The organism is Streptomyces bikiniensis (assembly GCF_000716625.1).
GTDB lineage: Bacteria > Actinomycetota > Actinomycetes > Streptomycetales > Streptomycetaceae > Streptomyces > Streptomyces bikiniensis.
The window spans coordinates 37597-63448 of the sequence record NZ_JNXJ01000038.1; the positions used below are offsets into that span (position 1 = coordinate 37597).

21 protein-coding genes are annotated in these 25852 nt (G+C 73.9%); 4 read left to right on the forward strand and 17 right to left on the reverse strand.

Annotation, left to right across the window (positions count from 1 at the left end):
* Positions 1-115 precede the first annotated feature (115 nt).
* The 3 genes from OO47_RS25845 to OO47_RS25855 form a co-directional block, all read right to left on the reverse strand.
* Positions 116-1183: a PP2C family protein-serine/threonine phosphatase gene (locus tag OO47_RS25845; RefSeq protein ID WP_030214690.1), complete on the reverse strand. Its 1068-nt coding sequence runs from the start codon at positions 1181-1183 to the stop codon at positions 116-118.
* Positions 1184-1549: 366 nt separating this feature from the next.
* A complete protein-coding gene (locus OO47_RS36440; protein ID WP_158708694.1) occupies positions 1550-3658 on the reverse strand; it encodes a S8 family serine peptidase in 2109 nt (702 codons plus the stop codon).
* A gap of 242 nt (positions 3659-3900) precedes the next feature.
* Positions 3901-5544 carry a phospholipase A2 gene (locus OO47_RS25855; RefSeq protein ID WP_158708695.1) on the reverse strand — a complete coding sequence of 548 codons (1644 nt, stop codon included), beginning with the start codon at positions 5542-5544 and terminating at the stop codon, positions 3901-3903.
* Between the two features lie 235 nt (positions 5545-5779).
* Here OO47_RS25855 and OO47_RS38090 point away from each other — a divergent pair, with 235 nt between their 5' ends.
* Entirely contained in the window at positions 5780-6424 is a 645-nt protein-coding gene (locus OO47_RS38090) for a hypothetical protein (RefSeq protein ID WP_030214687.1), read from the forward strand.
* Between the two features lie 106 nt (positions 6425-6530).
* Here the strand turns inward: OO47_RS38090 and pheT are convergent, their stop codons facing one another.
* From pheT to infC, 7 genes are all read right to left on the reverse strand, one after another.
* Positions 6531-9059 carry a phenylalanine--tRNA ligase subunit beta gene (pheT, locus tag OO47_RS25865; protein ID WP_030214682.1) on the reverse strand — a complete coding sequence of 843 codons (2529 nt, stop codon included), beginning with the start codon at positions 9057-9059 and terminating at the stop codon, positions 6531-6533.
* Complete coding sequence (gene pheS / locus OO47_RS25870; protein WP_030214679.1) at positions 9059-10186, reverse strand: phenylalanine--tRNA ligase subunit alpha; 1128 nt, start codon at positions 10184-10186, stop codon at positions 9059-9061. Before pheS ends, pheT begins: the two co-directional genes overlap by 1 nt.
* 157 nt (positions 10187-10343) lie before the next feature.
* Positions 10344-11534 (reverse strand): sensor histidine kinase, encoded by a 1191-nt coding sequence (locus OO47_RS25875; protein ID WP_030214676.1) that lies wholly within the window; start codon positions 11532-11534, stop codon positions 10344-10346.
* 91 nt (positions 11535-11625) lie between these two features.
* Positions 11626-12465, reverse strand: a complete 840-nt coding sequence (locus OO47_RS25880; RefSeq protein WP_030214673.1) for a TrmH family RNA methyltransferase — start codon at positions 12463-12465, stop codon at positions 11626-11628.
* A 225-nt stretch (positions 12466-12690) separates the two neighbouring features.
* Positions 12691-13077 (reverse strand): 50S ribosomal protein L20, encoded by a 387-nt coding sequence (gene rplT, locus OO47_RS25885; protein ID WP_019884941.1) that lies wholly within the window; start codon positions 13075-13077, stop codon positions 12691-12693.
* Between the two features lie 106 nt (positions 13078-13183).
* Positions 13184-13378 carry a 50S ribosomal protein L35 gene (gene rpmI, locus OO47_RS25890; RefSeq protein ID WP_015032399.1) on the reverse strand — a complete coding sequence of 65 codons (195 nt, stop codon included), beginning with the start codon at positions 13376-13378 and terminating at the stop codon, positions 13184-13186.
* Between the two features lie 127 nt (positions 13379-13505).
* Positions 13506-14237, reverse strand: coding sequence for a translation initiation factor IF-3 (gene infC / locus OO47_RS25895; protein WP_407696360.1), 732 nt, complete (start codon positions 14235-14237; stop codon positions 13506-13508).
* Between the two features lie 293 nt (positions 14238-14530).
* Here infC and OO47_RS25900 point away from each other — a divergent pair, with 293 nt between their 5' ends.
* The gene (locus OO47_RS25900) at positions 14531-14908 is read left to right on the forward strand and encodes a DUF1844 domain-containing protein (protein WP_030214668.1); all 378 of its coding nucleotides are present in this window, start codon (positions 14531-14533) and stop codon (positions 14906-14908) included.
* A 132-nt stretch (positions 14909-15040) separates the two neighbouring features.
* Here OO47_RS25900 and OO47_RS25905 read toward each other — a convergent pair whose 3' ends face one another.
* The 3 genes from OO47_RS25905 to OO47_RS25915 form a co-directional block, all read right to left on the reverse strand.
* On the reverse strand, positions 15041-15787 hold the full coding sequence (locus OO47_RS25905) for an SseB family protein (RefSeq protein WP_030214664.1): 747 nt from the start codon (positions 15785-15787) through the stop codon (positions 15041-15043).
* A 71-nt stretch (positions 15788-15858) separates the two neighbouring features.
* Positions 15859-17040, reverse strand: coding sequence for a type VII secretion-associated serine protease mycosin (gene mycP, locus OO47_RS25910; protein WP_030214661.1), 1182 nt, complete (start codon positions 17038-17040; stop codon positions 15859-15861).
* The gene (locus OO47_RS25915) at positions 17037-18095 is read right to left on the reverse strand and encodes a hypothetical protein (protein WP_234323298.1); all 1059 of its coding nucleotides are present in this window, start codon (positions 18093-18095) and stop codon (positions 17037-17039) included. Before OO47_RS25915 ends, mycP begins: the two co-directional genes overlap by 4 nt.
* 783 nt (positions 18096-18878) lie before the next feature.
* Here OO47_RS25915 and OO47_RS25920 point away from each other — a divergent pair.
* A complete protein-coding gene (locus OO47_RS25920; RefSeq protein WP_030214655.1) occupies positions 18879-20081 on the forward strand; it encodes an amino acid deaminase/aldolase in 1203 nt (400 codons plus the stop codon).
* A gap of 17 nt (positions 20082-20098) precedes the next feature.
* Here OO47_RS25920 and OO47_RS25925 read toward each other — a convergent pair whose 3' ends face one another.
* The 4 genes from OO47_RS25925 to OO47_RS25940 form a co-directional block, all read right to left on the reverse strand.
* Positions 20099-21358 (reverse strand): haloacid dehalogenase-like hydrolase, encoded by a 1260-nt coding sequence (locus OO47_RS25925; protein WP_030214653.1) that lies wholly within the window; start codon positions 21356-21358, stop codon positions 20099-20101.
* Between the two features lie 83 nt (positions 21359-21441).
* Complete coding sequence (locus OO47_RS25930; RefSeq protein ID WP_030214650.1) at positions 21442-22227, reverse strand: 3-oxoacyl-ACP reductase; 786 nt, start codon at positions 22225-22227, stop codon at positions 21442-21444.
* Positions 22228-22232: 5 nt separating this feature from the next.
* Complete coding sequence (locus OO47_RS25935) at positions 22233-23588, reverse strand: aldehyde dehydrogenase family protein (RefSeq protein WP_199812340.1); 1356 nt, start codon at positions 23586-23588, stop codon at positions 22233-22235.
* A gap of 23 nt (positions 23589-23611) precedes the next feature.
* Positions 23612-24976 (reverse strand): glutamine synthetase family protein, encoded by a 1365-nt coding sequence (locus tag OO47_RS25940; protein ID WP_030214637.1) that lies wholly within the window; start codon positions 24974-24976, stop codon positions 23612-23614.
* A gap of 89 nt (positions 24977-25065) precedes the next feature.
* On the opposite strand from OO47_RS25940, the gene OO47_RS25945 reads away from it, so the two are divergent.
* Complete coding sequence (locus tag OO47_RS25945) at positions 25066-25794, forward strand: FadR/GntR family transcriptional regulator (RefSeq protein ID WP_030214635.1); 729 nt, start codon at positions 25066-25068, stop codon at positions 25792-25794.
* Positions 25795-25852: the final 58 nt, after the last annotated feature.

The window sequence follows — 25852 nt, forward strand, 5'->3', positions numbered from 1 at the left end:
CCGGGCCGCCGGCTCCCCCTCGTACAGTGCGGCCGCCCGGTCCGCGTCGCCCGCCCCGCTGATCTGCCCGACACTCCGTGGCGGGGCGGGCGGCGCCGGTACCGTCCCCCTCCTCTCAGCAGTGGGGGGAGGGGGCGGTGCGGGGCCGGCGCAGCCCGGGTTCGGCGGGCTGCGCCGGCACCCTGGCACGGTCGTTCCGTACGACGAGGAGGGCGACGTCGTCGGCGAGCCGGCCGCCCGTGTGGTGCAGCAGCTCCGTCCGGACCCGGCGGACGAGCGCCGCGGGCGCCTCGCCGGGAGGCCCGGCCAGGGCGGTGTCGAGGGCGAAGAACCGGCCCCGGTGGTCCCGGGCCTCCTCCGCGCCGTCGGTGTGCAGGACGAGGGTCTCGCCGGGCAGCAGCCGGGCCGCCGTGTACGGCGTGAGGACGGCGGGCAGCGGCAGCACCCCGAGCGGGGGCAGCGGGTCGCCGACGGGCAGCCGCTGCGCCGTCCGGCCGAGGCGGTACGGGGCGGGGTGGCCGCAGTCGAACACGGCGAGCCGCCCGTCGGGCCCGATCTCCAGGAGCAGCAGGGTCACGAACTCCTCCGCCACCGGGTGCTCGGGGTCCGTCCCGGCCCGCGCCGGGTGCTCGTCCCGGGCCCGCTCGCGCAGGTGCCGCTCCAGGGCGCGCTCCAACCGCCGCAGCACTCCGGCGAGTTCGGGCTCGTCGTGGGCGGCCTCGCGGAAGCTGCCGAGCACCGCGACCACGGCGCCGAGCGCGGCGAGCCCGTGGCCCCGGACGTCCCCGACGACGATCCGCACCCCGTGGGGGGTGGCCACGGCCCCGTACAGGTCCCCGCCGACGGAGGCGCCCCGGGAGGCGGAGAGCTGCCCGGCGGCCAGGGTCAGCCCTTCGAGGCGGCCCGGCGGCGGCCGCAGCAGCACCCGCTGGGTGGCCTCCGCGACGGTCCGCGCCCGTGCCAGCTCGCGGGCGAGCCCGCGCCGGACGCCGAGGACGAGCGCGATGCCGACGGAGAGGAGGACGACGCTGGTGGCGATCCGCATCGGCAGCCCCGGCTCCCTGGCCGGCGGACAGGCGAACTTCCACGCCACGGCCACCGCGCCCCAGGCGGCGGGAAGAGCGAGCGGGGCCAGCCGGCGGAGCCGGGAGCCATCGGAGTCCAACGACCTCGTACGGATCATGCACGGCCCTTCCCGAGCCCCGACAGTGCCCGAAGGCCCTGCGGCACGCAGGTCCGCCCCTGCGGCCGCGTCGATTCTCCCGACCGCGCCCGCCCCCGCGGAACGCCCCCCGCCGATCTCACCCGAAGGAGTGAGCGCCCCCGGCGCGCCGCCCTTCGCCAGGGGTGCGCCATCGGCACGGGTGCGCGAACTCCGTACAGAGGCGCGTGGTTCGGGAAGGGAGCGCCGCTCCCACGAAGCGGATGCCGGCGGTTCGGGACCGCCCGTGCCCGTCACGCCCGAAGGCCCCTCGCCGGTCGTGGCGAGGGGCCTTCGGCGCGGCTCACCGTGCGGAGCGTCGCGCGGTCGCCGGGGAGGGGGCCCGGTTCAGCTGAGGGACTTGATGGTCTGCCAGCCGCCGGTGCCGACCTGGACGCTCGGGCCGTCAATGGGGCCGTGGATGTCGGCGCCGCCCTTGTAGAACTTCAGGGTGCCGTCGCCCGCGGTGGCCCAGGTGTCGGCGACGCCGTTGCGGTCGGCGTCGGCGGCCCCTGCGATCAGGGGCCGGAAGGAGGTGGTGTACCCGTGCCCGTACTCGGTGCGCTCGCTGAAGTTCTTTCCGTCGGGCAGTCCGGCGTAGTGGTACAGGATGCCGTCACGGGTGTCGCGGGCCAGCAGGTCGACGCGGCCGTCCTTGTTGGCGTCGCCGGGAGCGGCGAGGTCCATGACGCCCCAGCCGCCGGTGCCGATGGTGATCGGGGCGGAGACGGCCGGCTTGGCGCCGCTGGTGCCCGTGTAGAGGTAGAGCTTGTTGTCGTAGGAGGCGACGACGTCGGGGTGCCCGTCCTTGTTGACGTCACCGGGGACGACGATCCGGGTGGTGGTGGGCACGGTGGCGATCTTGACGGGGGCGGCGAGGGTGCCGTTGCCGCGGTTGGCGTAGACCAGCAGTTGGCCGCCGACGACGGCGACGACGTCCTCCGTGCCGTCACCGGTCCAGTCGCCGCGGTGCGCCACCGAGGCGCCGCTCCAGCCGCCGGTGCCGATCTGGATCCGGGAGCCGAGCGCGCCGGTGCCGGTGCCGGGGTACAGCCACAGCTTGCCGTCCTCGTCGACCGCGACGAGGTCCGGCTTCCTGTCGCCGTTCATGTCGCCGGGAACGGCGGGCGCCGCGCTCTGGCCGAGCTGGATCCGCGGAGTGGTGGCGCCGGTGTACGTGATGGCCTTGCCGTTGCTCTTGAGCAGCGCTTCGAGCTGGCCGATGCCCAGGTCGGGGTAGGTCTGCCTCAGCACGGCGAGGGCCCCGGCGACGTGGGGGGCGGCCATGGAGGTGCCGTTCTTCGTCCTGTAGCCGCCGCCGGGGACCGAGGAGACGATGCTCGTGCCGGGGGCCAGGAGGTCGAGCAGCGGTCCGCGGTTGGTGAAGGAGGAGAGCTGGTCCTCGTCGGTGGTCGAGCCGACCGTGATCGCGGAGGAGATGCAGCCGGGGGCGCTGACGGCGTCGGTGTAACCGTTGTTTCCGGCGGCGACGACCGTGGCGACGCCCGCTGCGCGCAGGGCGTCCACGACCGGCTTGCGGAGGTCCTGGTCGCAGGCCGTGGTCCAGCGTCCGCCGCCCAGGCTCATGTTGGCCGCGACGATGTCGGTCCCGGCCTTCTTCAGTGCGAGGACCTTCTCCAGGCCCTTGGCCTGGGAGCTGGTGAAGCTGGCCACGCACGGGCTCAGGCCGGCCCCGCAGACGTCCTCGGAGTCGAACTTGGAGAACACCTGGACGGCGATGACGTCCGCACCGGGTGCGACGCCGTACCGGGGCGCCCCGCTGAGGCCCGCTCCGTTGCCGGCGGCGATGCCGGCGACGTGGGTGCCGTGGGAGCAGTCGACGCCCGAGGTGGCGCACGGGCCGCTGTCGGCGTCGGCGCTGCCGGGGCCCTCCTGCGCGGGGGAGCCGTCGGGGCACAGGCTGCTGGAACCGGCGATCGGGTCGTTGTCGGAGAAGCACGCTTCGGCCTTCACCCGGCCCGAGAGGAACGGGTGGTCGACGGCGACGCCGGTGTCGAGGATCGCGACCGCGGTGCCGGCGCCCGTCTTCCCGGCGGCGACGGTCTGGTCGCCGCCGATCTTGGCGGTGGACTCGTTCAGCGCGGGCTTGACCGCGACGTCCTCGGTGACGCTGATGACGCCCGGCTTGGCATTCAGTTCTTCGAGACCCGCCCTGTCCACCCGGAGGGTGGTCATCGGCAGCGTGTCGTACGAGACGAGGGTCTGGCCCGCGTCGGCGACGGATTCCAGGTCGGTCCGCTGGGCGGTGACGACGTTGACGCGGACGGTGCCGCCGTTCTGCGTCTCGTCGAACAGCAGGGGGGCGACCGGACCGCCGTCCTCGGCGACGGAAGCGGTTCCGGACGACGGGCCGGCACCCGCCGGGGTGACGGTGGCCACCAGGGCAGCCGCCGCTGCTGCTGCGACGACGACCATGCCGCCTATGGGTCTCTTCAACTTCTGCTCCAGGAACGTGTGACAGGTGCGGGCGTGCACCGGGACGGAAGGATGTGGCCGGCCGCACGGGTGCGGGCCGGGGCGGGCGGAGCCCATGTGACGTACGGGCCCGTCGGAGAGACGGGGCCGGGGCGGAGGGGTCCCGCGCCCGGCCCCGTCGGCCAGGGCGCACCGGGTCCGGCCGGTGCGCCCGGGCGGTCGGTGCGCCGGGGGCGAGGCGCTGCCGCGCAGGACGGGTGCCCCTACCTCGTGGCGTTGGCGCCGTTCTTCGGGTCGCCGCCCCAGCGCTTGCTGCTCACGGCCTTGTAGTACGCCAGTGCGTAGGCGTTGCACGCCGGCCGCTTGGTGATGAAGTAGGCCTTGCAGCTGTAGGTCCTCATCGTGGTGTGGAAGGCGTTCTCGACGTTCGACTTCTTGCTGCGGTCGAGGTAGTACGCGTAGCCCTTGTACGTGTTGCCGATGAGGCCGTAACCGTAGTCGTGCATGTCACACGCGGTCCGGAAGTTGAAGCCGCCCGGCCGGCTGATGTTGGGGCCGGGGGTGCTGCAGCCGTCGTAGTTGATGCCCACGACCCAGTGCTTGGTCGGCGTCTGCTTCCAGTACGGGGACCTCCAGCCGTAGTGCGCGACCCAGGCGGCGCAGCCCTTCTTGAGGTACCACAGCCAGTCCGTCGCAGCGGAGCAGTGGCGCGGGTAGGCCTGCGGGTCGGTGATCTCACCGTTGACGAAGTCGGTCGCCGGCGGGCCGGCGGCGGCGGGGTCGTCGATCCCGGGGGCGCCCTGGAGCGGCGCGTTCGAGGCCGGACGCTCGGGGCCGACCGGGAGGACGTTCGGGGAGGCCGATCCGGCCGGGAACGCCAGGTCCCACTCGCCGTTGGACGGCGAGGCGACGGCGGAGACCCGCCCGGTGGTGTCGTACTCGTACGCGGAGGCGGTGTCGACGCCCGCGGCGGGGTTGGCCACCGTGCGGAGCAGGCCGGAGGCGTCGTACGAGTACCGGGCGAGCGTCTGCACCGTGGCGCCGTCGGTCAGGGTGATCTCCCTGGCGCGGCCCGCGTACTCGCCGGGCTTCGTGCCGGTGGCCGTCGTGGCGGTCGAGTACTTGACCGTCAGGAGGCGGGACGTCGTCTCCCCGACCTCGGTGTCCTTGATGGTGGAGATCCGGCCCGCGGTGTCGTACGTGACGGTGGAAAGGGCGTTGTCGGAGACGGTGCCCACGCCGGTGACGCGCCAGTTGTCGGCTCCTGAGCCCACCTGCTTCCAGGTGTAGGAGGGCGCCAGGTCGTTGTAGTCGACCGGGGTGCCGGCGTCGGTGTCGGCGGACAGGTCCTCGTCCGGGACCGACGTGGAGGCGTTGAGGGTCTCGGTGCCGGTGGACACCATCGTGCCCGTCGCCGCGTTGAACCTGGTGGTCTCGGTGAAGGTGTCGCCCTCGGGCGTCGTGTACTTCCGGACCCAGCCGCCGTCCGGGTAGTCGAGGCTGCTCTTCAGGCTGTACGTCGTCGCGGACTTCACGTTGAGATCGGTGACGACGACCGTGCCGCCCTTCAGCTCAAGCTTGCGGTTGAGCTGACCCCCCACGAACTCGGCTTCCCAACCCGGGCCGAAGACCCCCATGTCCTTGCGGGACACGGGCGCGGACTCCGGCTTCGAGACGCCGCCCGACTGGACGGAGACGGTGTGGCTGCGGCCCATCAGGCCGAAGGGCACATCGGTCTCGTAGATCTCGAACGCCTGGTCCGCGGTCGAGTAGACACCGGGACCGACCTGCTGGAGTTCGCCCCCCGCCAGCGGCGGATCGACGGCCGCGGCACCCGCCGCGGGCAGGGCCGCCGCGGGTGCCGCCCAGGACAGCTCCTGCGGGAGCAGCAGGGACAGGGACGCCACGGCCAGCACAGGAAGCGCATTTCTTCTGCGCACGAGTTCCCCCCTCGTGAAGAAAATGTGAAGATCCAAACGGATCGGTGTGGACGCTAGATCGAGATCGCCTCGCAGCGCAAGAGCCTTCTGGAGACTTCCGGTTGCGCGCTCGATCGCGTCCCAAGAGTTGACGATCTTGCGCTCTCTCCACATGAGTACGCGTACTCATGTGGAGAACGGACCTCTCCGGGAGGCTGACCGCATGACACACGCCTCCACGCTCAGCGGCCCGTTCGCCCGGCCCGGACGCGCCTTCGTGGTCGCCGCCCTCGCCTCCCTGGCCCTTGTCGGCTGCGGAGGGCAGGACGGGCCGGGTCCGGGTGCCGAGGCCGGGAAGGCGGGCACTCCGTCGTCGTCGGCCGAGCGAGCGGCGTTCGCGGCGATGCTCGACGAGGTCACCCGTCCGTGTCCTCCGCCCGGCACGGCCCCCGCCGCCCCGAAGCCGACCGGGGCGCAGCGGCAGCAGAGCCTCGCCCCGGGCGAGGCTCCCCCCACCGGCCCGATCGAGCCCGGCGCCCCCAGCGGGCCCGAGACGGTGCTGAATGCCCGCGACTGGTGCGCGAGCGTCCAGCACGAGCAGCGCATCGTCGAGGCGCTCCAGGCGGTCGCGAACCCCACCCCCGCGAACGTCCGCAAGACCCTGAACGGCCTCGGATACATCGACGAGCGCATCCACGGCCTCGAACAGGACGGCAGGACCACGCGCTTCCGACTCGACCTGCGGGAGGGCGGCGGCCGGCTCTGCGAGGTGGGCACGGCGGCGGGCGAGGCGACGGAGGTGACCGCGTGCGTGGCTCCCGCCACCGGTGCTTTCACCGTCGGGGAAACAGGGGACCAGCCCTCGTGAAGCCCTGACGGACGGCGGGTGCCGGCGTTTCCGGAAACGACGGAGGGCCGCCCCGGAGAGGATCTCCGGGGCGGCCCTCCTGGTGCCGCCGGGTGGCGCCGCGAGGTCAGGCGCCGCGCAGGACGGCGCCGGTGCGGTCGGCGGCCAGGGCGACGGCCGCGTCGCGGGCCGCGGAGGCCTCGTCGACCGTCAGGGTGCGGTCCGGGGCGCGGAACTTCAGTGCGTACGCCAGGGACTTGGTGCCCTCGCCGAGCTGGTCGCCGGTGTAGACGTCGAACAGCCGGATGGACTCCAGGAGTTCGCCCGCGCCCTCGCGCAGGGCGGCCTCGACCTCGGCGGCCGGGACGCCGTCGGCGACGACCAGGGCGACGTCCTGGGTGGCGACCGGGAAGGAGGAGATCCGGGGGGCCTTGAGGGGGCCCTCGGACGCCGCCTCGACCAGGTCGAGGTCCAGTTCCATGGCGCTGGTCCGGGCCGGCAGGCCGAAGGCCTTCACGACGCGCGGGTGCAGTTCGCCCGCGTGGCCCGCCGTGCGCTCCTCGCCGTCGACGACGACCAGCAGCTCGGCACAACGGCCCGGGTGCCACGGGCCGTACTGGCCCTGGCGCACGATCAGTTCGGCGCCGGCCTCGCGGGCGACCGTGCGGGCCGCCTCGACCGCGTCCGCCCAGTCGGACGGACGGCCCTTGCCCCACCAGCCGGCCTGCTCGCGCGCGCCGGCGAGGACGACGGCGACGTGCCGGGGCTGCGCGGGCAGGACCGCGTTGACCTCGGCGATCTCCTCGTCCGTGGGACGCCGGTCGACGCCGAGGCGGACGGCGACGCCCGGCCGCTCGCCGGCCAGGAAGACCAGACCGGTCTCGAAGAGCGCCAGGTCGTGGCTGCCCCGGCTGTCGTTGCGGCGCAGCGCCCCGAGCAGGCCCGGGAGCAGCGTCGTACGGAGCGCGGGCTCCTCGTCCGAGAGCGGGTTGACCAGCTTCACCAGCCGGCGGCGGGCGTCGTCCGCGTCGAGGCCGAGGTTGTCGAGGGCCTGCTCGCCGATGAACGGGTAGTTCAGCGCCTCGACGTAGCCGGCGCCGGCCAGGGCGCGGCCCACGCGGCGGTGGACGCGCTGGCGCTCGGTGAGCCCGCGGCCGGCCGGGGGCTTGGGCAGCGTGGAGGGCAGGTTCTCGTAGCCCTCCAGGCGGATGACCTCTTCGGCCAGGTCGTTCGGCTCGTTGAGGTCGGGGCGCCACGACGGCACGGTGACGACCAGCTCGTCCTGGCCGTAGACGTCGCAGCCGACCTCCTGGAGGCGCCGGACGACGGTCTCGCGGCCGTAGGCGACGCCCGCGACCTTGTCCGGGTGGTCCGCCGGGACGACGATCGTCCGGGGCGCGGACGGGGCCACGACCTCGGTGACGCCGGCCTCGGCCGTGCCGCCCGCGAGCAGCACGAGCAGGTCGACGGTGCGCTGCGCGGCAGCGGCGGCGGCCTGCGGGTCGACGCCGCGCTCGAAGCGCTTGGACGCCTCGGAGGACAGCTTGTGGCGGCGGGCCGTGCGGGCGATCGAGATCGCGTCGAAGTGCGCGGCCTCGATGACGACCTCGGAGGTGCCGGTGACGACACCGGTCTCCGGGTCGGTGACCGGGTCGGCGATCTCCGTGTTGGCGCCGCCCATGACGCCCGCGATGCCGATCGGGCCGCGGTTGTCGGTGATGACCAGGTCGGCGGCGTCCAGGACGCGCACGGTGCCGTCGAGCGTGGTGATCTTCTCGCCGGCCTCGGCGCGGCGGACCCCGATGGGGCCGTCGAGCCGGGTGCGGTCGTAGGCGTGGAGCGGCTGGCCGAGCTCCAGCATCACGTAGTTGGTGACGTCCACGGCCAGCGAGATCGGGCGCATGCCGGCCTTCTGGAGGCGGCGCTGGAGCCAGATCGGGGAGCGGGCCTCGGGCGCCAGGCCGACGACGGTGCGCGCGGTGAAGCGGTCGCAGCCGATCGGGTCGGTGATCTGGACCGGGTAGCCGTACGAGTTCGGCGCGGGCACGTCGAGCAGCGCCGGGTCGCGCAGCGGCAGGCCGTAGGCGGTGGCCGTCTCGCGGGCGACGCCGCGCATCGAGAGGCAGTAGCCGCGGTCCGGGGTGACGGCGATGTCGAGGACCTCGTCGAACAGCTCCAGGAGGACCGTGGCGTCGGTGCCGACCTCGTGCTCCGGCGGCAGCACGATGATGCCGTGCGTACCGTCGTCGCCCATGCCGAGCTCGTCGCCGGAGCAGATCATGCCCCGGGAGACGCGGCCGTACGTCTTGCGCTCGGCGATCCGGAAGTCACCGGGGAGCACGGCGCCGGGCAGCGCCACGACGACCTTGTCGCCCTCGGCGAAGTTCCGGGCGCCGCAGATGATCTCCTGGGGCTCGCCGGTGCCGTTGGCCTGCCCGACGTCGACGGTGCAGAAGCGGATGGGCTTCTTGAACTCCGTCAGCTCCTCGATGGTGAGGACCCTGCCGACCACCAGCGGGCCGGACAGGCCGGCGCCGAGCTGCTCGACGGTCTCGACCTCGAGACCCGCCGAAATGAGTTTGGCCTGCACGTCGCGGCCGGTCTCCGTCGCCGGCAGGTCGACGTACTCCCGCAGCCAGGAAAGCGGGACCCGCATCAGATCTCCATCCCGAACGGCCGGGTGAACCGGACGTCACCCTCGACCATGTCTCGCATGTCTTCGACGTTGTGGCGGAACATCAGCATTCGCTCGATGCCGAACCCGAAGGCGAATCCGCTGTACTTCTCGGGGTCCACGCCGCAGGCGACGAGCACCTTCGGGTTGACCATGCCGCAGCCGCCGAGCTCGATCCAGCCCTCGCTGCCGCAGGTGCGGCAGGGCCGGTCCGGGTTGCCGACGGACTCGCCGCGGCAGACGTAGCAGAGCATGTCCATCTCGGCGGACGGCTCGGTGAACGGGAAGAAGTTCGGGCGCAGCCGGGTCTTCATGTCCGGGCCGAAGAGCGCCTGGACCATGTGGTCGAGGGTGCCCTTGAGGTCGGCCATGGTGAGGCCCTCGTCGACGGCGAGCAGCTCGATCTGGTGGAAGACCGGGGTGTGCGTGGCGTCGAGCTCGTCGGTGCGGTAGACGCGGCCGGGGCACACGACGTAGACCGGGGGCTCCCGGTCGATGAGCGTGCGGGCCTGCACCGGGGAGGTGTGGGTGCGCAGGACGACGCCGGACCCGTCGCCGGTCGTGCCCTCGGGGCCCTCGACGAAGAAGGTGTCCTGCATCTGGCGCGCCGGGTGGTCCGGGACGAAGTTGAGGGCGTCGAAGTTGAACCACTCCGCCTCGACCTCGGGGCCCTCGGCGACCTCGTACCCCATGGAGACGAAGACGTCGGAGACGCGCTCCATGAGGGTGGTCAGCGGGTGGCGGGCGCCGGCCGGGACGCGGTCGTACGGCAGGGTGACGTCGACGGCCTCCTCCACGAGGACGCGGGCGTCGCGCTCGGCCTCCAGCTCGGCCTGGCGGGCGGCGAGCGCCTTGGAGACGACGCCGCGGGCCTGGCCCACGAGCTTTCCGGCGGCGGCCTTGGCCTGCGGGGGCAGGGCGCCGATCTCCCGGTTGGCGAGCGCCAGCGGCGAGGTGCCACCGGTGTGCGCGGTCTTCGCGTGCGCGAGCGCGTCGAGGTCGCCCGCGGCGGCGAAGGCGGCGAGCGCCTCGTCCCGCATGCGCTCGATCTCTTCCGGTTTCAGTGCCTCGACCTCAACCGGGTCGTACGACTTATTGGGTGCGGACATCTCTTCCCGTGCTTCCGTTGGCTTGGCTGGGCGGCCCCGCTCGACGTCAAGGGCGCAAACGTGCCAAAGGTCGAGTCTAACGGGGTGGGGGGACGCGAATGAGCCCGTGGGCAGGCCGGGCGGCTCCTGATCGTCCGAGGTCTCGCGGGGCGAGACGTCAGAGGAGGTGGGCCGGGGTGCCGACGGGCAGGGTAAATCGGAACTCGGCCCCGCCGCGGGGGCCCCGTCCGACGGTGATGGTTCCGCCGTGGGCCTCGACGACGCCCTTGACGATGTAGAGGCCGAGACCGGTGCCGCCGCGCTTGCTGCCCCGCCAGAAGCGGGTGAAGACGCGGCTCATGGACTCCTCGGGGATGCCGGGGCCCTCGTCGCTCACGGTGACCTCCGTCCCCTCTTCTCCGTCGTCGCCCGCCGTGGTGGGTGCCACCTCGATGGTGACGGTTCCCTCGCCGTGGCGCACCGCGTTTTCGAGGAGGTTCCCGAGGATCTGGTCGATCTTGTCGGGGTCGGCCCAGAGCGGGGGCAGCTGGGGCCTGATCCGTACGAAGAAGCGGTCCGGGGACTGGCCGCCGGTGGTGTGGGCGTGGACGTGCCGGCCGACGGCCGCCGCGATGTCGACGGGCTGGCGGCGTACCTCCAGGCGGCCGGAGTCGATCCGGGAGATGTCGAGGAGTTCGGCGATGAGCCGCTTGATGCGGCCGGCGTCGGCGTCGACGGTCTCCAGCATCAGCCGCTTCTGCTCGTCGGTGAACCGCTCCCACTTGTGGAGGAGGGTGGCGGTGAAGCCCTTGACGGAGGTGAGCGGGGAGCGCAGCTCGTGGGCGACGGTGGCGATGAGCTCGGCGTGGCTGCGCTCGGTGCGGCGGCGGGCCTCGGTGCCGCGCAGGGAGACGACGACCCGGCGGACGGGGCCGGTGGGGTGCTCGCGGACGTAGCGGGCGGAGACGAGGACCTCGCGGCCGCCGGGCAGGAGCAGGTTGCGCTCGGGCTGTCCGTTGCGGGTGGCGAGTCCGCCGTACGGGTCGGTCAGCGCCCACCAGCGGCGGCCCTTGAGGTCCTCCAGGGGCAGCGCCCGGTCGAGGGGGAGGCCGAGGGCCCGGTCGGCGGGGACGGCGGTGATGCGGGCGGCGGCGGCGTTGAAGCAGACGACGCGGCCGGTCCCGTCGGCGACGACGAGGCCGTCGGGCAGGTCGTCGGGGTGCAGCCCGGCGAAGCCGAAGGGGGCGGCGGGGACCGGGGCGTCCGTGGCGCCGGGACCGGGGTGCTTCGGGGTGTGCTGCTCGGGGCGTTTCGGGGCGTGCGGCTCGGGGCTCCGTGCTTCCGCGGAACCGTCCGTGCCGACCGTCATCCCCGTCCCCGCCCCTCCGTGTAGCGCAGTGGGCCCCCGAGTGCGTCACTCTACTGGGCGGGCGGGGCGGAATGGGGCCTTCCGGGGGCTCTCAGGGAGAGGTTCGGGGGCGCTGGGCGCGCGCGGAGGCGTACAGGCAGACCGCGGCGGCGGTGGCGAGGTTGAGGCTCTCGGCCTTGCCGTGGATCGGGACGCGGACGACGGCGTCGGCGAGGGCCCGGGTCTCCTCGGGCAGCCCCCAGGCCTCGTTGCCGAAGATCCAGGCGGTGGGCCCGCCCATGGTGCCGGCGTCGAGCTCGTCGTCCAGGTCGTCCCGCCCGGCCCCGTCGGCGGCGAGGATCCGTACGCCCGCGGCCTTGAGCCCGGCGACGGCCTGCTCGACGGGGACGCCGACGGCCACCGGCAGGTGGAAGAGCGAACCGACCGAGGCGCGCACGGACTTGGGGTTGTAGAGGTCGACGGACGCGTCGGTGAGGACGACGGCGTCGGCGCCGGCCGCGTCGGCGCAGCGCAGCACGGTGCCGGCGTTCCCGGGGTCGCGCACGTGGGCGAGGACGGCGACCAGCCTGGGGCGGGCCGCGACGATCTCCTCGAACGGCGAGTCGAGGAACCGGCAGACGCCGACGAGCCCCTGCGGGGTGACGGTCTGGGAGACCTCGGCGAGGACGGCGTCGGAGGCGTGGTGGACGCGGGCCCCGGCGGCGTGGGCCGCCTCGATGATGGCGGCGTACCGCTCGGCGGCCTCGACGGTGGTGAACAGCTCGACGAGGGTGGGCTCCCCGCCGGGTCCCCGGTGCTCGACGGCCTCGCGGACGGCCTGGGGGCCCTCGGCGATGAAGAGGCGGTCCTTGCCCCGGAAGTTGCGCTTGGCGAGCCGCCGGGCGGCGACGACGCGCGGGGAACGCGGGGAGATCAGCTCGGGGGTGACCATGGCGTGCGGCGGTTCTCTCTTCGGGGCCGGGGGCTGCGGGGGGCCGGGGACGGTCGCGGCCCGGTACGGCACGGGCACGAGGACGCGTCACGCGTGCGCCACGGGTACGGGCACGGCGCGGATACGGGTACGGCGCGGGCCGGGTGGTTCAGGGGGCCGACGCACCCGGACCCGCAGGCGCGTGGGCGACTGCGGGTCCGGGCGGAGGTACTGCGGCCTGGAAGATCAGGCGGCGGCCTTCGGGGCGTTGACGTCGGCCGGGAGGGCCTTCTGCGCGACCTCGACCAGCGCGGCGAACGCGTTGGCGTCGTTGACGGCCAGCTCGGCGAGGATCTTGCGGTCCACCTCGATGTTGGCGGCCTTCAGACCCTGGATGAGGCGGTTGTACGTCATGCCGTTCAGGCGGGCAGCGGCGTTGATGCGCTGGATCCACAGCTGACGGAAGTCGCCCTTGCGCTTCTTGCGGTCGTTGTAGTTGTAGACCAGCGAGTGGGTGACCTGCTCCTTGGCCTTGCGGTACAGGCGCGAACGCTGACCGCGGTAGCCGGAGGCCTGCTCGAGGATCGCCCGGCGCTTCTTGTGGGCGTTGACTGCCCGCTTGACGCGTGCCACTTCTTAACTCCTTGTAGCGGGGTCGTGGTGGTCCTCACACGACCCGGAAAACGGATGGGTCCCGGTCTGTGCCGGATGCCCTCGTCGCCGAGGGCGGGAGATCAGCTCAGATGCCCAGCATCTTCTTGATCTTGGCGGCGTCACCCGGGGCCATCTCGGCGTTGCCGGTGAGGCGACGCGTCAGCTTGGACGACTTGTGCTCGAGCAGGTGGCGCTTGCCGGCGCGCTCCCGCAGGATCTTGCCGGAGCCGGTGACCTTGAAGCGCTTCTTGGCACCGGAGTGCGTCTTGTTCTTCGGCATGGCGCCGTTCTCTCCTCGTCAGTGGCGCTCCCCCCGGTGCGGGCACCGGTCGGCGGGGAGCGTCATTCTTCGATTGGGTGGGAACCGGGCGGAACCCGGGGGCCGCCTGCGGGGCAGCCCCCTCGGATCACGCCTCGGCGTTCTCGGCCGGGGTCTCCGGGGCGGTCGCCTCGGGGGCCTCGGCGGCGGCCTCGGACGAACCGCCCTGGCGCTCCGCCTTGCGCGCGGCCTGGGCCTCGCGCGCCTCGGCCATGGCCTCGGTCTTCTTCTTGTGCGGACCGAGAACCATGATCATGTTCCGGCCGTCCTGCTTCGGGTTGGACTCGATGAAACCGAGTTCCTGGACGTCCTCGGCGAGGCGCTGCAGGAGTCGGTAACCGAGTTCGGGCCGGGACTGCTCACGACCACGGAACATGATCGTGATCTTGACCTTGTCGCCCTGCTTGAGGAACCGTACGACGTGACCCTTCTTGGTGTCGTAGTCGTGCGGGTCGATCTTCGGCCGGAGCTTCATCTCCTTGATGACCGTGTGCGCCTGGTTCTTGCGCGCCTCACGGGCCTTCATGGCCGACTCGTACTTGAACTTCCCGTAGTCCATGAGCTTGCACACGGGCGGGCGGGCGTTCGCCGCGACCTCGACCAGGTCGAGGTCGTACTCCTGAGCGAGCTCCAGGGCCTTGGCAAGCGGCACAATGCCGACCTGCTCGCCGCTGGGGCCGACAAGACGCACCTCGGGAACGCGAATCCGCTCGTTGATGCGGGGCTCGGCGCTGATGGATCCTCCTCGGTAGCACCACGCGACCGCCTTGGCGGACGGACACGTCACGTGAAACAGTTGAGACCAACCGGGCCGGTACATGAAAAATGCCCCGGACGGTACACAGGCGGGGCTCCACGGAAACCGGAGCACCGCCGCGATGGCCGCGGGGCGCGCATTCGGGCGGTTCCATCGTCCGTACGGAACGATGGGGACCGCCTGACCGGTGACCCGCCACCCGCGAGGGTGGTCAGGTGGGAGTACGGAGCCTCCACTTGTGGGCCGGACACAGAGATGTCCGGCCGGTCGTTACACAAGGTTAGCAGGACCCGTCCCGGTTCGCGAACGGGGACGGCCGCTCCCCGCACGGGACGGACCGGCATATCGTGTGGGGCATGAGCGAGACGCCCCAGAACGAGTCCCCCGACTCCTCCGACACCCCCGACTTCGAGGCCATGACCCGCGACATCGCCGAGGTCCCGGCGGTCGAGGTGATCGTGACCGTCGCCGTCAACCTGATGAGCGCCGCCGCGGTGAAGCTCGGTCTCACCGAGGAGGGCGACAAGCACAAGGACCTCGACGAGGCCCGCAAGCTGGTGCACGCGCTCGCGGGGCTGCTCGACGCCGGCGCGACGGAGGTGTCCTCCTTCCACGCCGCGCCCCTGCGGGACGGTCTGAAGTCCCTCCAGCTCGCCTTCCGCGAGGCCTCCCTGATCCCGGACGAGCCGGGCCAGGGGCCGGGCGAGAAGTACACGGGGCCGGTGTACGGCTAGGACCCCGTCGCGGGGGTACGGGGGTCGCCCCCCGGAAGACAACAGCCACGGGGCCGGTGTACGGCTAGGACCCCGTCGCGGGGGTACGGGGGTCGCCCCCCGGAAGACAACAGCCGCGAGGCCGGTGTACGGCTAGACGTTCTCTTCGTCGTTCTTCACGTAGAAGGGCTCGCCCGGAGGCGTGGCCGAGGCCGGCAGGAGCGCCAGGTCGAGGCCCCGCACCAGGCGGGCCCTCAGTGTTTCGTCGGCGGCCAGGGCGCGCGCCACGCGCCGGGCGGCGTCCGCCGGGGAGGCGTCCCCGGCGAGAACCAGGGCGAGGGTGCCGTCGGCGGTGCCGGGGCCCAGGTGGGCGCGGAGCACGGCGGGCTCGGCGGCGACGGCGGCCCGGACCGCCTCCCGTACGGCGGGGTCGTCGAGCGGGTCGGCGCTGGCGCGGCCCTCGGCGAGGGCCAGCAGGGCGGGGCCGGTGACCTGGTACGGCACGGGGCCCGCGAGGTCGAGGAGGAGGGTGTCCGCCTTCTCGTGCGCGACGGCCTGGAGCGCCTGGTGCAGCGGGACGGCCACGGGCCGGGCCTGCGGGTCCCAGAGGGCGAGCGAGGCGGTCGAGGTGAAGGCGGGCAGGGCCCGCCGGTCGCCGGCCGTGAGGGTGGGGACCGCCATGTCGCTGGTCTTCTCGCGGCGCAGGCCGTTCTCGTCGGTCTCGACCTCGCCGAGGACGGCGACCACGGGGACGAGGAGACGGGCCCCCCGGAGCGCTTCGAGGACGGGTCCGTGGGCGGTTCTGTCCTCCGCCCAGGCCGCGAGGGCCGCGGCGAGCCGCGGGTCGGCGGTGCCGTCGTCGTCGGAGAAACCGGGGTCCGGGATGTTCTTGAGCGCCACGCCCCGAGCCTAGTCCCCGGGCCGGTGCGCCCGGCCCGCCGGGTGCGGTGGGGTCGGCCGTCGCGGTGGGGTCAGCCGTCGCGGTGGGTGCGGCGGAGGGCCACGGCGGTGAGGAGCAGCAGGGCGCCGAGGCCGCCGAGGAGCGGGGCGAGCAGGCCGAAGGAGCGGGGCTCCTCGGCGGGGGCGGTGGGGCCGGGCCCGAAGTGACGCCCCCGGTAGCCGGTGGCGGCGTTCTTCGGGTCGCCGCCCTTCAGCCGGGCGCCCGCCTCGATCGCGGCGGCCGGGTCGACCGTCCCGTACCCCTTGGCGTCGCTGCGGCCGCCCTCCGGCCGGCTGCGCGCGGTGTCGATGAGGAGGGTCTTGACCTGGGCCGGGGTGAGGCCGGGGTGGGCGGACCGGACGAGGGCCACGGCGCCGGAGACGAACGCGGCGGCGGCGCTGGTGCCCCAGCCCTCGTAATAGCGGCGGTCGGGGTAGGCCATGACGATGTCGACGCCGGGGGCGCTGACGGTGGCGTACCAGCGGCGGGTGGAGAAGGAGGCGCGGGTCCCGTAGCGGTCGACGGCGGTCACGGCGATGACGCCGGGGTAGGCGGCGGGGTACGAGGCGTGGTCGCCCTTCTCGCCGCCGTTCCCGGCGGAGGCGACGACGGCGACCCCCTTGGACAGGGCGTACTGGACGGCGGCGTCCTCGCCCGCGTCGGGGTGGGCGGACTCGGAGTCGTCGCCGAGGGAGAGGTTGATGACGTCGGCGCCGTGGTCGGCGGCCCAGCGGATGCCCTGGGCGAGGGCGGTGCCCCGGCTCTTGCGGGCCTTGTCGCGGGCCTTGTCGGAGGACTCCAGGATGACCCGTACGGGCAGGATCTCGGCCCCGGGGGCGATGCCGAGGACGCCGTCCTCGCCGTCGGGGCCGTGGCCGTGCCCGGCGATGATCCCGGCCATGGCGGTGCCGTGCTGGGCCCAGGCGCGGTCGCCCCGGGCGGCCCCGAAGCCGATGAGGTCGCGACCGGGCAGGACGGAGCCCTCCAGGTCGGGGTGCTCGGCGTCGACGCCGGTGTCGAGGACGGCGACGGTGATCCCCTCGCCCTTGGTGGTGCGCCAGGCCTCGGTGGTGCGGAGGGCTTCGAGGCCCCACTGCCGGGCCCGGATGGTGTCGGCGTGCGCGGGTGCGGTGGTGGCGGGCAGGACGGAGAAGGCGGCGGCGAGCAGGACGGCCGCGCCGCCGCGCGCCCGCCGGCGGACGGATCGGTTCACCGGGCCTTCTTCTCCTTCGCCGCCGCGGTGGCGGTCGTGCGCAGCAGGCGTTCCAGTCGCTCGGTGATGCCCTTGGCCTCGTGGCCGAGGCCGGACTGGGCGACGGCGTCGGTGCGGCCCTTGGCGGTGGCCTCGTCGGCGGGCCGGGGGGCGTCGACGGTCCGCCCGTCGGCGAAGCCGGAGACGGCGGTGACGACGACGGGGAGGTCGGCGGGGGCGCTCGTCCACCAGCTCGCGCGCTGCCGGTCGCCGAAGCGGGCGGCGACGGTGGTGGGGCCGGAGAGGGCCGGGGGGAGGTCCCGGCCGAGGCGGGCGGTGAGGCCTTCTCCGAGGGCGCGCTGCGCGGTGGCGTCGGCGCGGGTGAAGACGAGGCCGACGGTGATCACGCTGCTGGCGGTGGCGTCGGTGTACGTGGCGCGCAGGACGCGCTCGCAGCCGAGCGGCTCGACGGCGGCGAGCAGGCCCTTGGCGAGGACGGTGGGCGAGCAGGGGGCGTCCGGGGCGACGACGATCCGGGTCCAGGTGCGGTCGGCGGCGCCGGGGCCGGCGCCGGGGCCGGGGAGGGTGCGGGGGAAGAGGGCGTCGACGGGGGCGTTGTGCCAGAGCTCCCGGGCCTCGGCGTACCCGGCGGGTTCGGCGGGCTTCCCGGGTTCGGAGGCCGCCAGCCACACCCCGGCGAGGGCGCCGCCGATGAGCCCGGCCCCGAGCACGGCGCAGGCGGCGGCCGCGGCCGTCCGCCCGGTGCTCCGCCGCTCCCGGACGGGCCGCAGCCGCGTGGTGGTCTCGACGGGCGCCTCGGGCGGCAGGGCGTAGGGCGCCGGTACGAAGGGGGTGGGGGGTGCGGGGGGCCTCGGCGCCCCCGCACCCGGTGAGGGCGGCGCGACCCGCGGCTGTGCCGGTACGGCGGGCCTGGACGCCGGACGGGGCGGAGCGGCCGGGCGCGCCGGGCCGGTCCGCGGGCCGGTGGCACCCTGCGCGGGCAGGGACTCCGCGGGACGGATCGGACGGAGGCGGGCCGTCGTCTCGACGGCGGGCGGATCGGTGGCGGCGGACACCGGGCGCCCGGAAACGGAGCTTCCGACGGGGCCGGGCACCGCCGGACGGCCGGGGGCCGGGTTACCGGCGGGGCGCGGCGGCACCGAGTGCGCGGGAGCCGGACCGGCAGGACCGGGAGGCGTCGGACGGACGGGGGCCGGGCTGCCGGCGGGGCGCGGCGGCACCGAGTGCGCGGGAGCCGGACCGGCGGGACCGGATGACACCGGACGCGCGGGAGCCGGGCTTCCCGCAGGGCGCGGCGGCGCCGAAGGGCCGGAAACCGAGTTCCCTGCAGGGCCGGGCATCCCCCGACGCGCGGGAGCCGGGCTTCCGGCAGGGCGCGGCGGCGCCGAAGGGGCGGGAGCCGAGCCGGCGGGCCCGGGGGACGTCGGACGGGCGGGGGCCGGACCGGCAGGACCAGGGGACGTCGGACGGGCGGGAAGCGGGTTTCCGGCGGGCCTCGGCGGTGTCGGGTGGCCGGAGGGCGAGTCGGTGGTGGCGGGTGGCGCCGACTGCCCGGGGGTCGAGCCGGTGGGGCCGGACGGCGCCGGGCCGGCGGGAGCCGGTGGCACCGGGTTTCCGGTGGGGCCGGGGCGGCCGGGGGCCGGGTTCTCCACGGGGGCGGGCGGCGTCGGGTGGGGTGGGAGGAGGAGGTCGGTGATGCGGGAGGGCGTGGGGCGGTGCTCGCTGGTCATCCCCGTCTCCCGCTCGTGTCGACAATGCCCGTCACTCTACGGGCTGTTCCCCGCCGTACGGGAACCCAGGGGCTACCCACCCGTAAACCCGTCTGGCAAGCTCGGGCCATGACTCCCCGTGCCGGCGACCGGGCCCGTTACGACCGGGCCACCGCTCATCTCGACGCGCCCGTGGCGATCGTCGACCTCGAAGCCTTCGACGCCAACGCGGCGGACCTCGTGCGCCGGGCCGGGGGCAAGCCCATACGGGTGGCCAGCAAGTCCGTGCGGTGCCGGGCGCTCCTGGAGCGGGCGCTCGCCCGGGAGGGCTTCGCCGGGATCATGTCGTTCACGCTGGACGAGTCGCTGTGGCTGGCCCGGGCCGGGTTCGAGGACGTCCTGCTCGCGTACCCGTCGGCGGACCGCGCCGGGTTCGGGGAGCTGGCGCGGGATCCGAAGCTCGCCGCCGCCGTGACCGTGATGGTGGACGACGTGGCGCAGCTCGACCTGATCGACGCCGCCCGCGCGGGCGGCACGGAGGAGGTCCGGGTCTGCCTGGAGCTGGACACCGCGCTCAGCCTGCTCGGCGGCCGGATCCGGATCGGCGCCCGCCGCTCCCCGCTGCGCGAGCCCGCCGAGCTGGCGGAGCTGGCCCGCTCGGTGGTGCGGCGGCCGGGGTTCCGGCTGGTCGGGATCATGGCGTACGAGGGGCACGTCGCCGGGGTCGGGGACGCGGTCGCGGGCCGGCCGCTGCGGTCGCGGGCGGTCCGGCTGATGCAGTCCGCCGCCCGCAGGGAGCTGGCGGAGCGCCGGGCGGTCGTGGTGCGGGCCGTGCGGGCGGTGGCGCCGGACCTGGAGTTCGTGAACGGCGGCGGCACCGGCAGCGTGCAGCACACGGCCGCCGAGGACGCGGTGACGGAGATCGCCGCCGGTTCGGGGTTCTTCGTGCCGCGCCTCTTCGACCACTACACGTCCTTCAGCGGCCGGCCCGCCGCGCTCTTCGCGCAGCCGGTGGTCCGGCGGCCCGGCGTCGGCGTGGTGACCGTGCTCGGCGGCGGCTATCCGGCCTCCGGGGCGGCGGGTCCGGACCGGCTGCCCGTGCCGTACCTGCCGGAGGGGCTGCGGTACGACCCGCGGGAGGGGGCCGGCGAGGTGCAGACCCCGCTGCTCGGCTCGCCGGCCGACGACCTGCGGATCGGCGACAAGGTGTGGTTCCGGCACGCGAAGGCCGGCGAGCTGTGCGAGCGGTTCGAGAGCCTGCACCTGGTCGAGGGCGACCGGATCACGGCGACCGTGCCCACGTACCGGGGCGAGGGCCGCACCTTCCTCTAGGGCCTGCTGGTCAGGGGCTACGGGTGCACCGTGTCCTCCTGGTCCGGGATCACGCTGCCGTCGGCGCGGCGGACCGGACCCGCTGTGCCGTCGGCCGCCGTGTGGCCGGTGGTGGCGCAGGGGTACGGGCCGGCCTTGCGGGCCTTCGGCTCGATGAACATGGGGTTCACGAGCCAGCGCCCGTCGCCGTTCTCGTACGCCCGGCACATCAGCTCGTCCTTGTTGCGGTTGAGGACCAGGCGGAGGCCCGTGGCGTCCCGCAGGAAGGAGACGTCGGTGTCGGAGTCCCCGGCGGCGAGGACCTGGCGGCGGGAGGCGGGCTGGACGCGTTCGGCTGCGGGGCCCCGGACGCCGAGGATCTCCTGGTTGATCCAGCAGCGCTTGCCGTCGATGTAGGTGATCATCGTGTCCTCGCCGTCGCGGACGGTTCCGCAGCCCTTGAAGTGGGCGGTGAGCCGGCCGTGCTCGGTGGTGTTGCGGATGCCGATCGCGTGCGAGGGGTCGATGCCGATGCCCCGGGCCCAGACGTCGACGACGGGTTCGGGCGAGGCGGAGACGATCCAGACGTCGAAGCCGGCCCGCCGGAGCGTGTGGATCAGGTCGCGCTGCTGGTCGTAGTGGCGGATCCAGCCGGTGACGCGGGCGGTGCCGACCCGCTGGGTGGCGCCCTGCGGGGCGGCGAGGTTCTCGGCGCGGGCGGCGGCCGCGAAGGACTCCACCTCGCGGGTGGTCCAGCCGCGCAGGAGCTGGGCCAGCCAGGCGTACCGGGGTTCCGTGCGGCGGTGGTCGAAGCCGGCGAAGGCGGCCGCGCCGCCGGTGGTGGCGCCGTCGGAGTAGACGGAGCGGATCTCGTCGGCGCAGCGGGTGTCGGTGGCGGTGGGCAGGGTGCGCACGCCGGTGGGGCAGGCCGCGCGGAGGGCGGTCGTGGCGGCGGGGGTGAGGTGGCGGCTGGTGGCGGACCAGTCGTCGTTCCGGGGCGGGCGGACGCGGTCGTTGCGCAGGAGCCAGTACAGGGTGGCGTCGCCGACGTCGTTCTTGATGACGGTGTTGTCCCAGTCGAAGACGGCGAGGGGCTTCCCGCCCTTCGTTCCGCCGTCGGCGCAGTGGGTGGCGATCAGGCGGTCGAGCCGGGCCTTGTTGTCCCCGTACCAGCCGGTGGAGACGTTCAGGGTGGGGCACGGGCGGTGCTTCGCCTGTGCCGGGACGGCCGGGACGAGGGTGGCCGCGGCGAGGGCGAGCGCGGCGACGGCGGCGGACGTGCGGAGGCGGTGGTTCACGGACACGCTCCTGTCGGTACGCGGACAGCCGGGCGCCTTGCGACGCCCGGCTGTCGGAGGGGTGGCTGCTGGAGGGGTGGCTGCTAGAGGGGCGTCACGTACGCGCCCGCGATGCCGCCGTCCACGAGGAAGTCGGTGGCGTTGACGAAGGAGGAGTCGTCGCTGGCGAGGAAGGCGACGGCGGCGGCGATCTCGTCGGCCTCGGCGAACCGGCCGACGGGGATGTGGACGAGGCGGCGCGCGGCCCGCTCGGGGTCCTTGGCGAACAGCTCCTGGAGGAGCGGGGTGTTGACGGGCCCGGGGCACAGCGCGTTGACGCGGATGCCCTCGCGGGCGAACTGGACGCCCAGCTCGCGGGACATGGCGAGCACGCCGCCCTTGGAGGCGGTGTAGGAGATCTGGCTGGTGGCGGCGCCCATGACGGCGACGAAGGAGGCGGTGTTGATGATGGAGCCCCGGCCCTGGCGGCGCATGTAGGGCAGGGCGGCCTTGCAGCAGAGGTAGACGGAGGTGAGGTTGACGTCCTGGACGCGCTTCCAGGCCTCCAGGCCGGTCTCCAGGATGGAGTCGTCGTCGGGGGGCGAGATGCCGGCGTTGTTGAAGGCGACGTCCACGGAGCCGTAGGTGTCGAAGGCGGTCCTGAACAGCGCCTCGACCTGCTCGGGGTCGGTGACGTCGACCCGTACGAAGGTGCCGCCGACCTCTTCCGCGGCGGCCTTGCCCGCGGTCTCGTCGATGTCGCCGCAGACGACGTTCGCGCCCTCGGAGGCGAGGCGGCGGGCGGTGGCGAGGCCGATGCCGCTGCCGGCGCCGGTGATGACGGCGGTGCGGCCGACCAGACGGCGGCAGATGATCTCTTCGGTGGTCATGCGGTTCAGGCCTCCGTGCTGAGGAAGACGTTCTTGGTTTCGGTGAAGGCGGTCAGGGCGTCGGGGCCGAGTTCGCGGCCGAGGCCGGACTGCTGGTAGCCGCCGAACGGGGTCCAGTAGCGGACGCTGGAGTGGGAGTTGACGGAGAGGTTGCCGGCGCGGACGGCGCGGGAGACGCGCAGGGCGCGGCCGAGGTCCCGGGTCCAGATCGAGCCGGACAGGCCGTACTCGGTGGCGTTGGCGAGGCGGACCGCGTCGGCCTCGTCCTCGAAGGGGAGGACGACGGCGACGGGTCCGAAGACCTCCTCGACGGCGCAGGGGGCGTCCTCGGGCAGGCCGGTGAGGACGGTCGGCGGGAACCAGAAGCCGGGTCCTTCGGGGGCCTTGCCCCGGATGCCTTCGAGGGTGTCGGGGACGTAGGAGCGGACCCGGTCGAGCTGGGCGCGGGAGATCAGCGGACCCATCTGGGTGCGTTCGTCGGCGGGGTCGCCGACGACGATCTCCTCGACGGCGGGGGCGAGGAGTTCCAGGAAGCGGTCGTACGCGCTGCGCTGGACGAGGATGCGGGTGCGGGCGCAGCAGTCCTGACCGCTGTTGTCGAGGAAGGACATCGGAGCGGCGGCGGCCGCGGCTTCGAGGTCCGCGTCGGCGAAGACGACGTTGGGGCTCTTGCCGCCGAGTTCGAGGGTGACCCGCTTCACCCGTTCGGCGCACTTGGCCATGATGGCCCTGCCGACCCGGGTGGAGCCGGTGAAGACGATCTTGGCGACGCCGGGGTGTTCGACCAGGGCGTTCCCGGCGACCGGGCCGGTGCCGGGGAGGACCTGGAAGAGGCCTTCGGGCAGGCCCGCCTCCAGGGCGAGTTCGGCGAGGCGGAGGGCGGTGAGCGGGGTGGTCTCGGCCGGTTTGAGGATCACGGCGTTGCCGGCGGCGAGGGCGGGGGCGGTGGCCCAGGCGGCGATCGGCATGGGGAAGTTCCAGGGGGCGATGACGCCGACGACCCCGAGGGGTTCGAGGATCGTGACGTCGAGGCCGCCGGCCACCGGGATCTGGCGCCCGTTGAGGCGTTCCACTCCCCCGGCGGAGAATTCGAGCAGGTCGCGGACGTTGTCGGCCTCCCAGCGGGCGTTGCCGAGGGTGTGGCCGGCCTCGGTGACCTCCAACCGGGCCAGTTCCTCGGCGTGTCCGTCGACGGCGGCGGCGAAGCGGCGGAGGAGCCGGGCGCGGTCGGCGGGGGCGGCGGCGGCCCAGCCGCGCTGGGCGGCGGCGGCCCGGGTGACGGCGGCGTCGACGTCGGCGGGGGTGGCCGCGGGGACGTCGGCGACGTGTTCCTCGGTCGCCGGGTTCAGTACCTGGAGCAACTCTTTCCTCACAAGCGTTCGCCTCACAAGCGTTCGAAGGAGCGGCGCAGTTCCCAGTCGGTCACCGCGGCGTCGAAGGCGTCGAGTTCGACGCGGGCCATGTTGCGGTAGTGGGCGACGACCTCGGGGCCGAAGGCGGCCTTGGCGATCTCGCTGGTCTCCCAGAGCTCGGCGGCCTCGCGCAGGGTGGTGGGGACGTGGGCGTAGTCGGCGGCGTAGGCGTTCCCCGTGCAGGGCTCGGGCAGTTCGAGGCGCTGCTCGATGCCGTGGAGTCCGGCGGCGACCAGGCCGGCGACGGCGAGGTAGGGGTTGACGTCGCCGCCGGGGAGGCGGTTCTCGAAGCGGGTGGAGCGTCCGTGGCCGACGACCCGGAGGGCGCAGGTGCGGTTGTCGTGGCCCCAGGCGACGGCGGTGGGGGCGAAGGAGCCGGGCTGGAACCGCTTGTAGGAGTTGATGTTGGGGGCGTAGAGGAGGGAGAAGTCGCGGAGGGCGGCGAGCTGTCCGGCGAGGAAGTGCCGCATGGTCTCCGACATGCCGTGCTCGTCGTCCCCGGCCATCACGTTCTCCCCGGCGGCGTTCTGGAGGGAGAGGTGGATGTGGCAGGAGTTGCCCTCGCGCTCGTTGTACTTCGCCATGAAGGTGAGGGAGCAGCCCTCCTGGGCGGCGATCTCCTTGGCGCCGGTCTTGTAGACGGCGTGCTGGTCGCAGGTGGTGAGGGCCTCGTCGTACTTGAAGGCGATCTCGTGCTGGCCGGGGTTGCACTCGCCCTTGGCGGACTCGACGGTGAGTCCGGCGGCGGTCATCTCGTTGCGGATGCGGCGCAGCAGGGGTTCGACGCGGCCGGTGCCGAGGACGGAGTAGTCGACGTTGTACTGGTTGACGGGGGTGAGGCCGCGGTAGTTCGCGTCCCAGGCCCGCTCGTAGCTGTCCTTGAAGACGATGAACTCCAGCTCGGTGCCGACGTGGGCGGTGAGCCCGTGTTCCGCGAGGCGTTCGAGCTGGCGGCGGAGGATCTGGCGGGGCGCGGCGGTGACGGGGGTGCCGTCGGCCCAGGCGAGGTCGGCCGTCACCATGGCGGTGGCCTCGTTCCAGGGGACGCGGCGGAGGGTGGTGAGGTCGGGGTGCATGGCGAAGTCGCCGTAGCCGCGGTCCCAGGAGGACATCTCGTAGCCGTCGACGGTGTTCATCTCGGTGTCGACGGCCAGGAGGTAGTTGCAGCCCTCGGTGCCGTGGCCGAGGACGTCGTCCAGGAAGAACTGCGCGGCGAACCGCTTGCCCTGGAGCCGCCCCTGCATGTCGGGGAAGGCGAGGACTACGGTGTCGATCTCTCCGCTCGCGACGAGGGCGCGCAGCTCCTCGACGCGGAGCGGGGGTGTGCGGTCTGCCACGGGATTGCTCCTCCTTCGGCCTGCCGGGAACCATAAGGTATTGCGCAAGACCATTGCTTGGGAAGTGCCGGCGGAAAGGAAACGAGAACGTGGCCAGTACGAGTGAATCGGCGGACCGGTTGACGCCCGTGCTGCGGCCGGTGCGGGCGGGCAACGGGTTCGAGGAGGCCCTGGAGCAGATCCTCCAGGTGGTGCGGCTCGGCCTGGTGCCGGACGGGGAGCGGCTGCCGGCCGAGCGGGAGCTGGCCGAGCGGATGGGGATCAGCCGGGTGACCCTGCGCGAGGTCCTGAAGGTCCTCCAGGAGCAGGGGCTCGTGGAGAGCCGGCGCGGCCGGTACGGCGGGACGTTCGTGCTGCCCCGGACGCGGACGGGCGACGAGGACGAGCTGCGCCGCCGGATCGCCTCGGTCGACGTGGAGGACACCCTGCGCTTCCGGGAGGTCCTGGAGGTGGGGGCCGCCGGGCTGTGCGCCGCCCACGGCCTGGACGCGGCGGGCGCCGGGCGGCTGCGGTCCGCCCTCGCGGCGACCCACGACGCCCCGCTCGGCGACTACCGGCGCCAGGACACCCTGCTCCACCTCACGCTCGCGGAGCTGTCGGGCTCGCCGAGCCTGACGGCCCGGTACGCGGCGGTCCGGGCGACGGTGAACGACCTGCTCGACTGCATCCCGCTGCTCGTGCGGAACCTGGAGCACTCCCAGCACCAGCACACCGCGCTCGTGGAGGCGGTCCTCGACGGGGACGCGGACGCGGCGCGCGAGGTGATGCGGGAGCACTGCGCGGGCACGGCGGCGCTGCTGCGGGGCTTCCTGACGTGAGCGGCGGGGCTTTCCGGGTGAGCGGCGCCCGGGCCGCACGGAGGGCCCCCGTAACCCG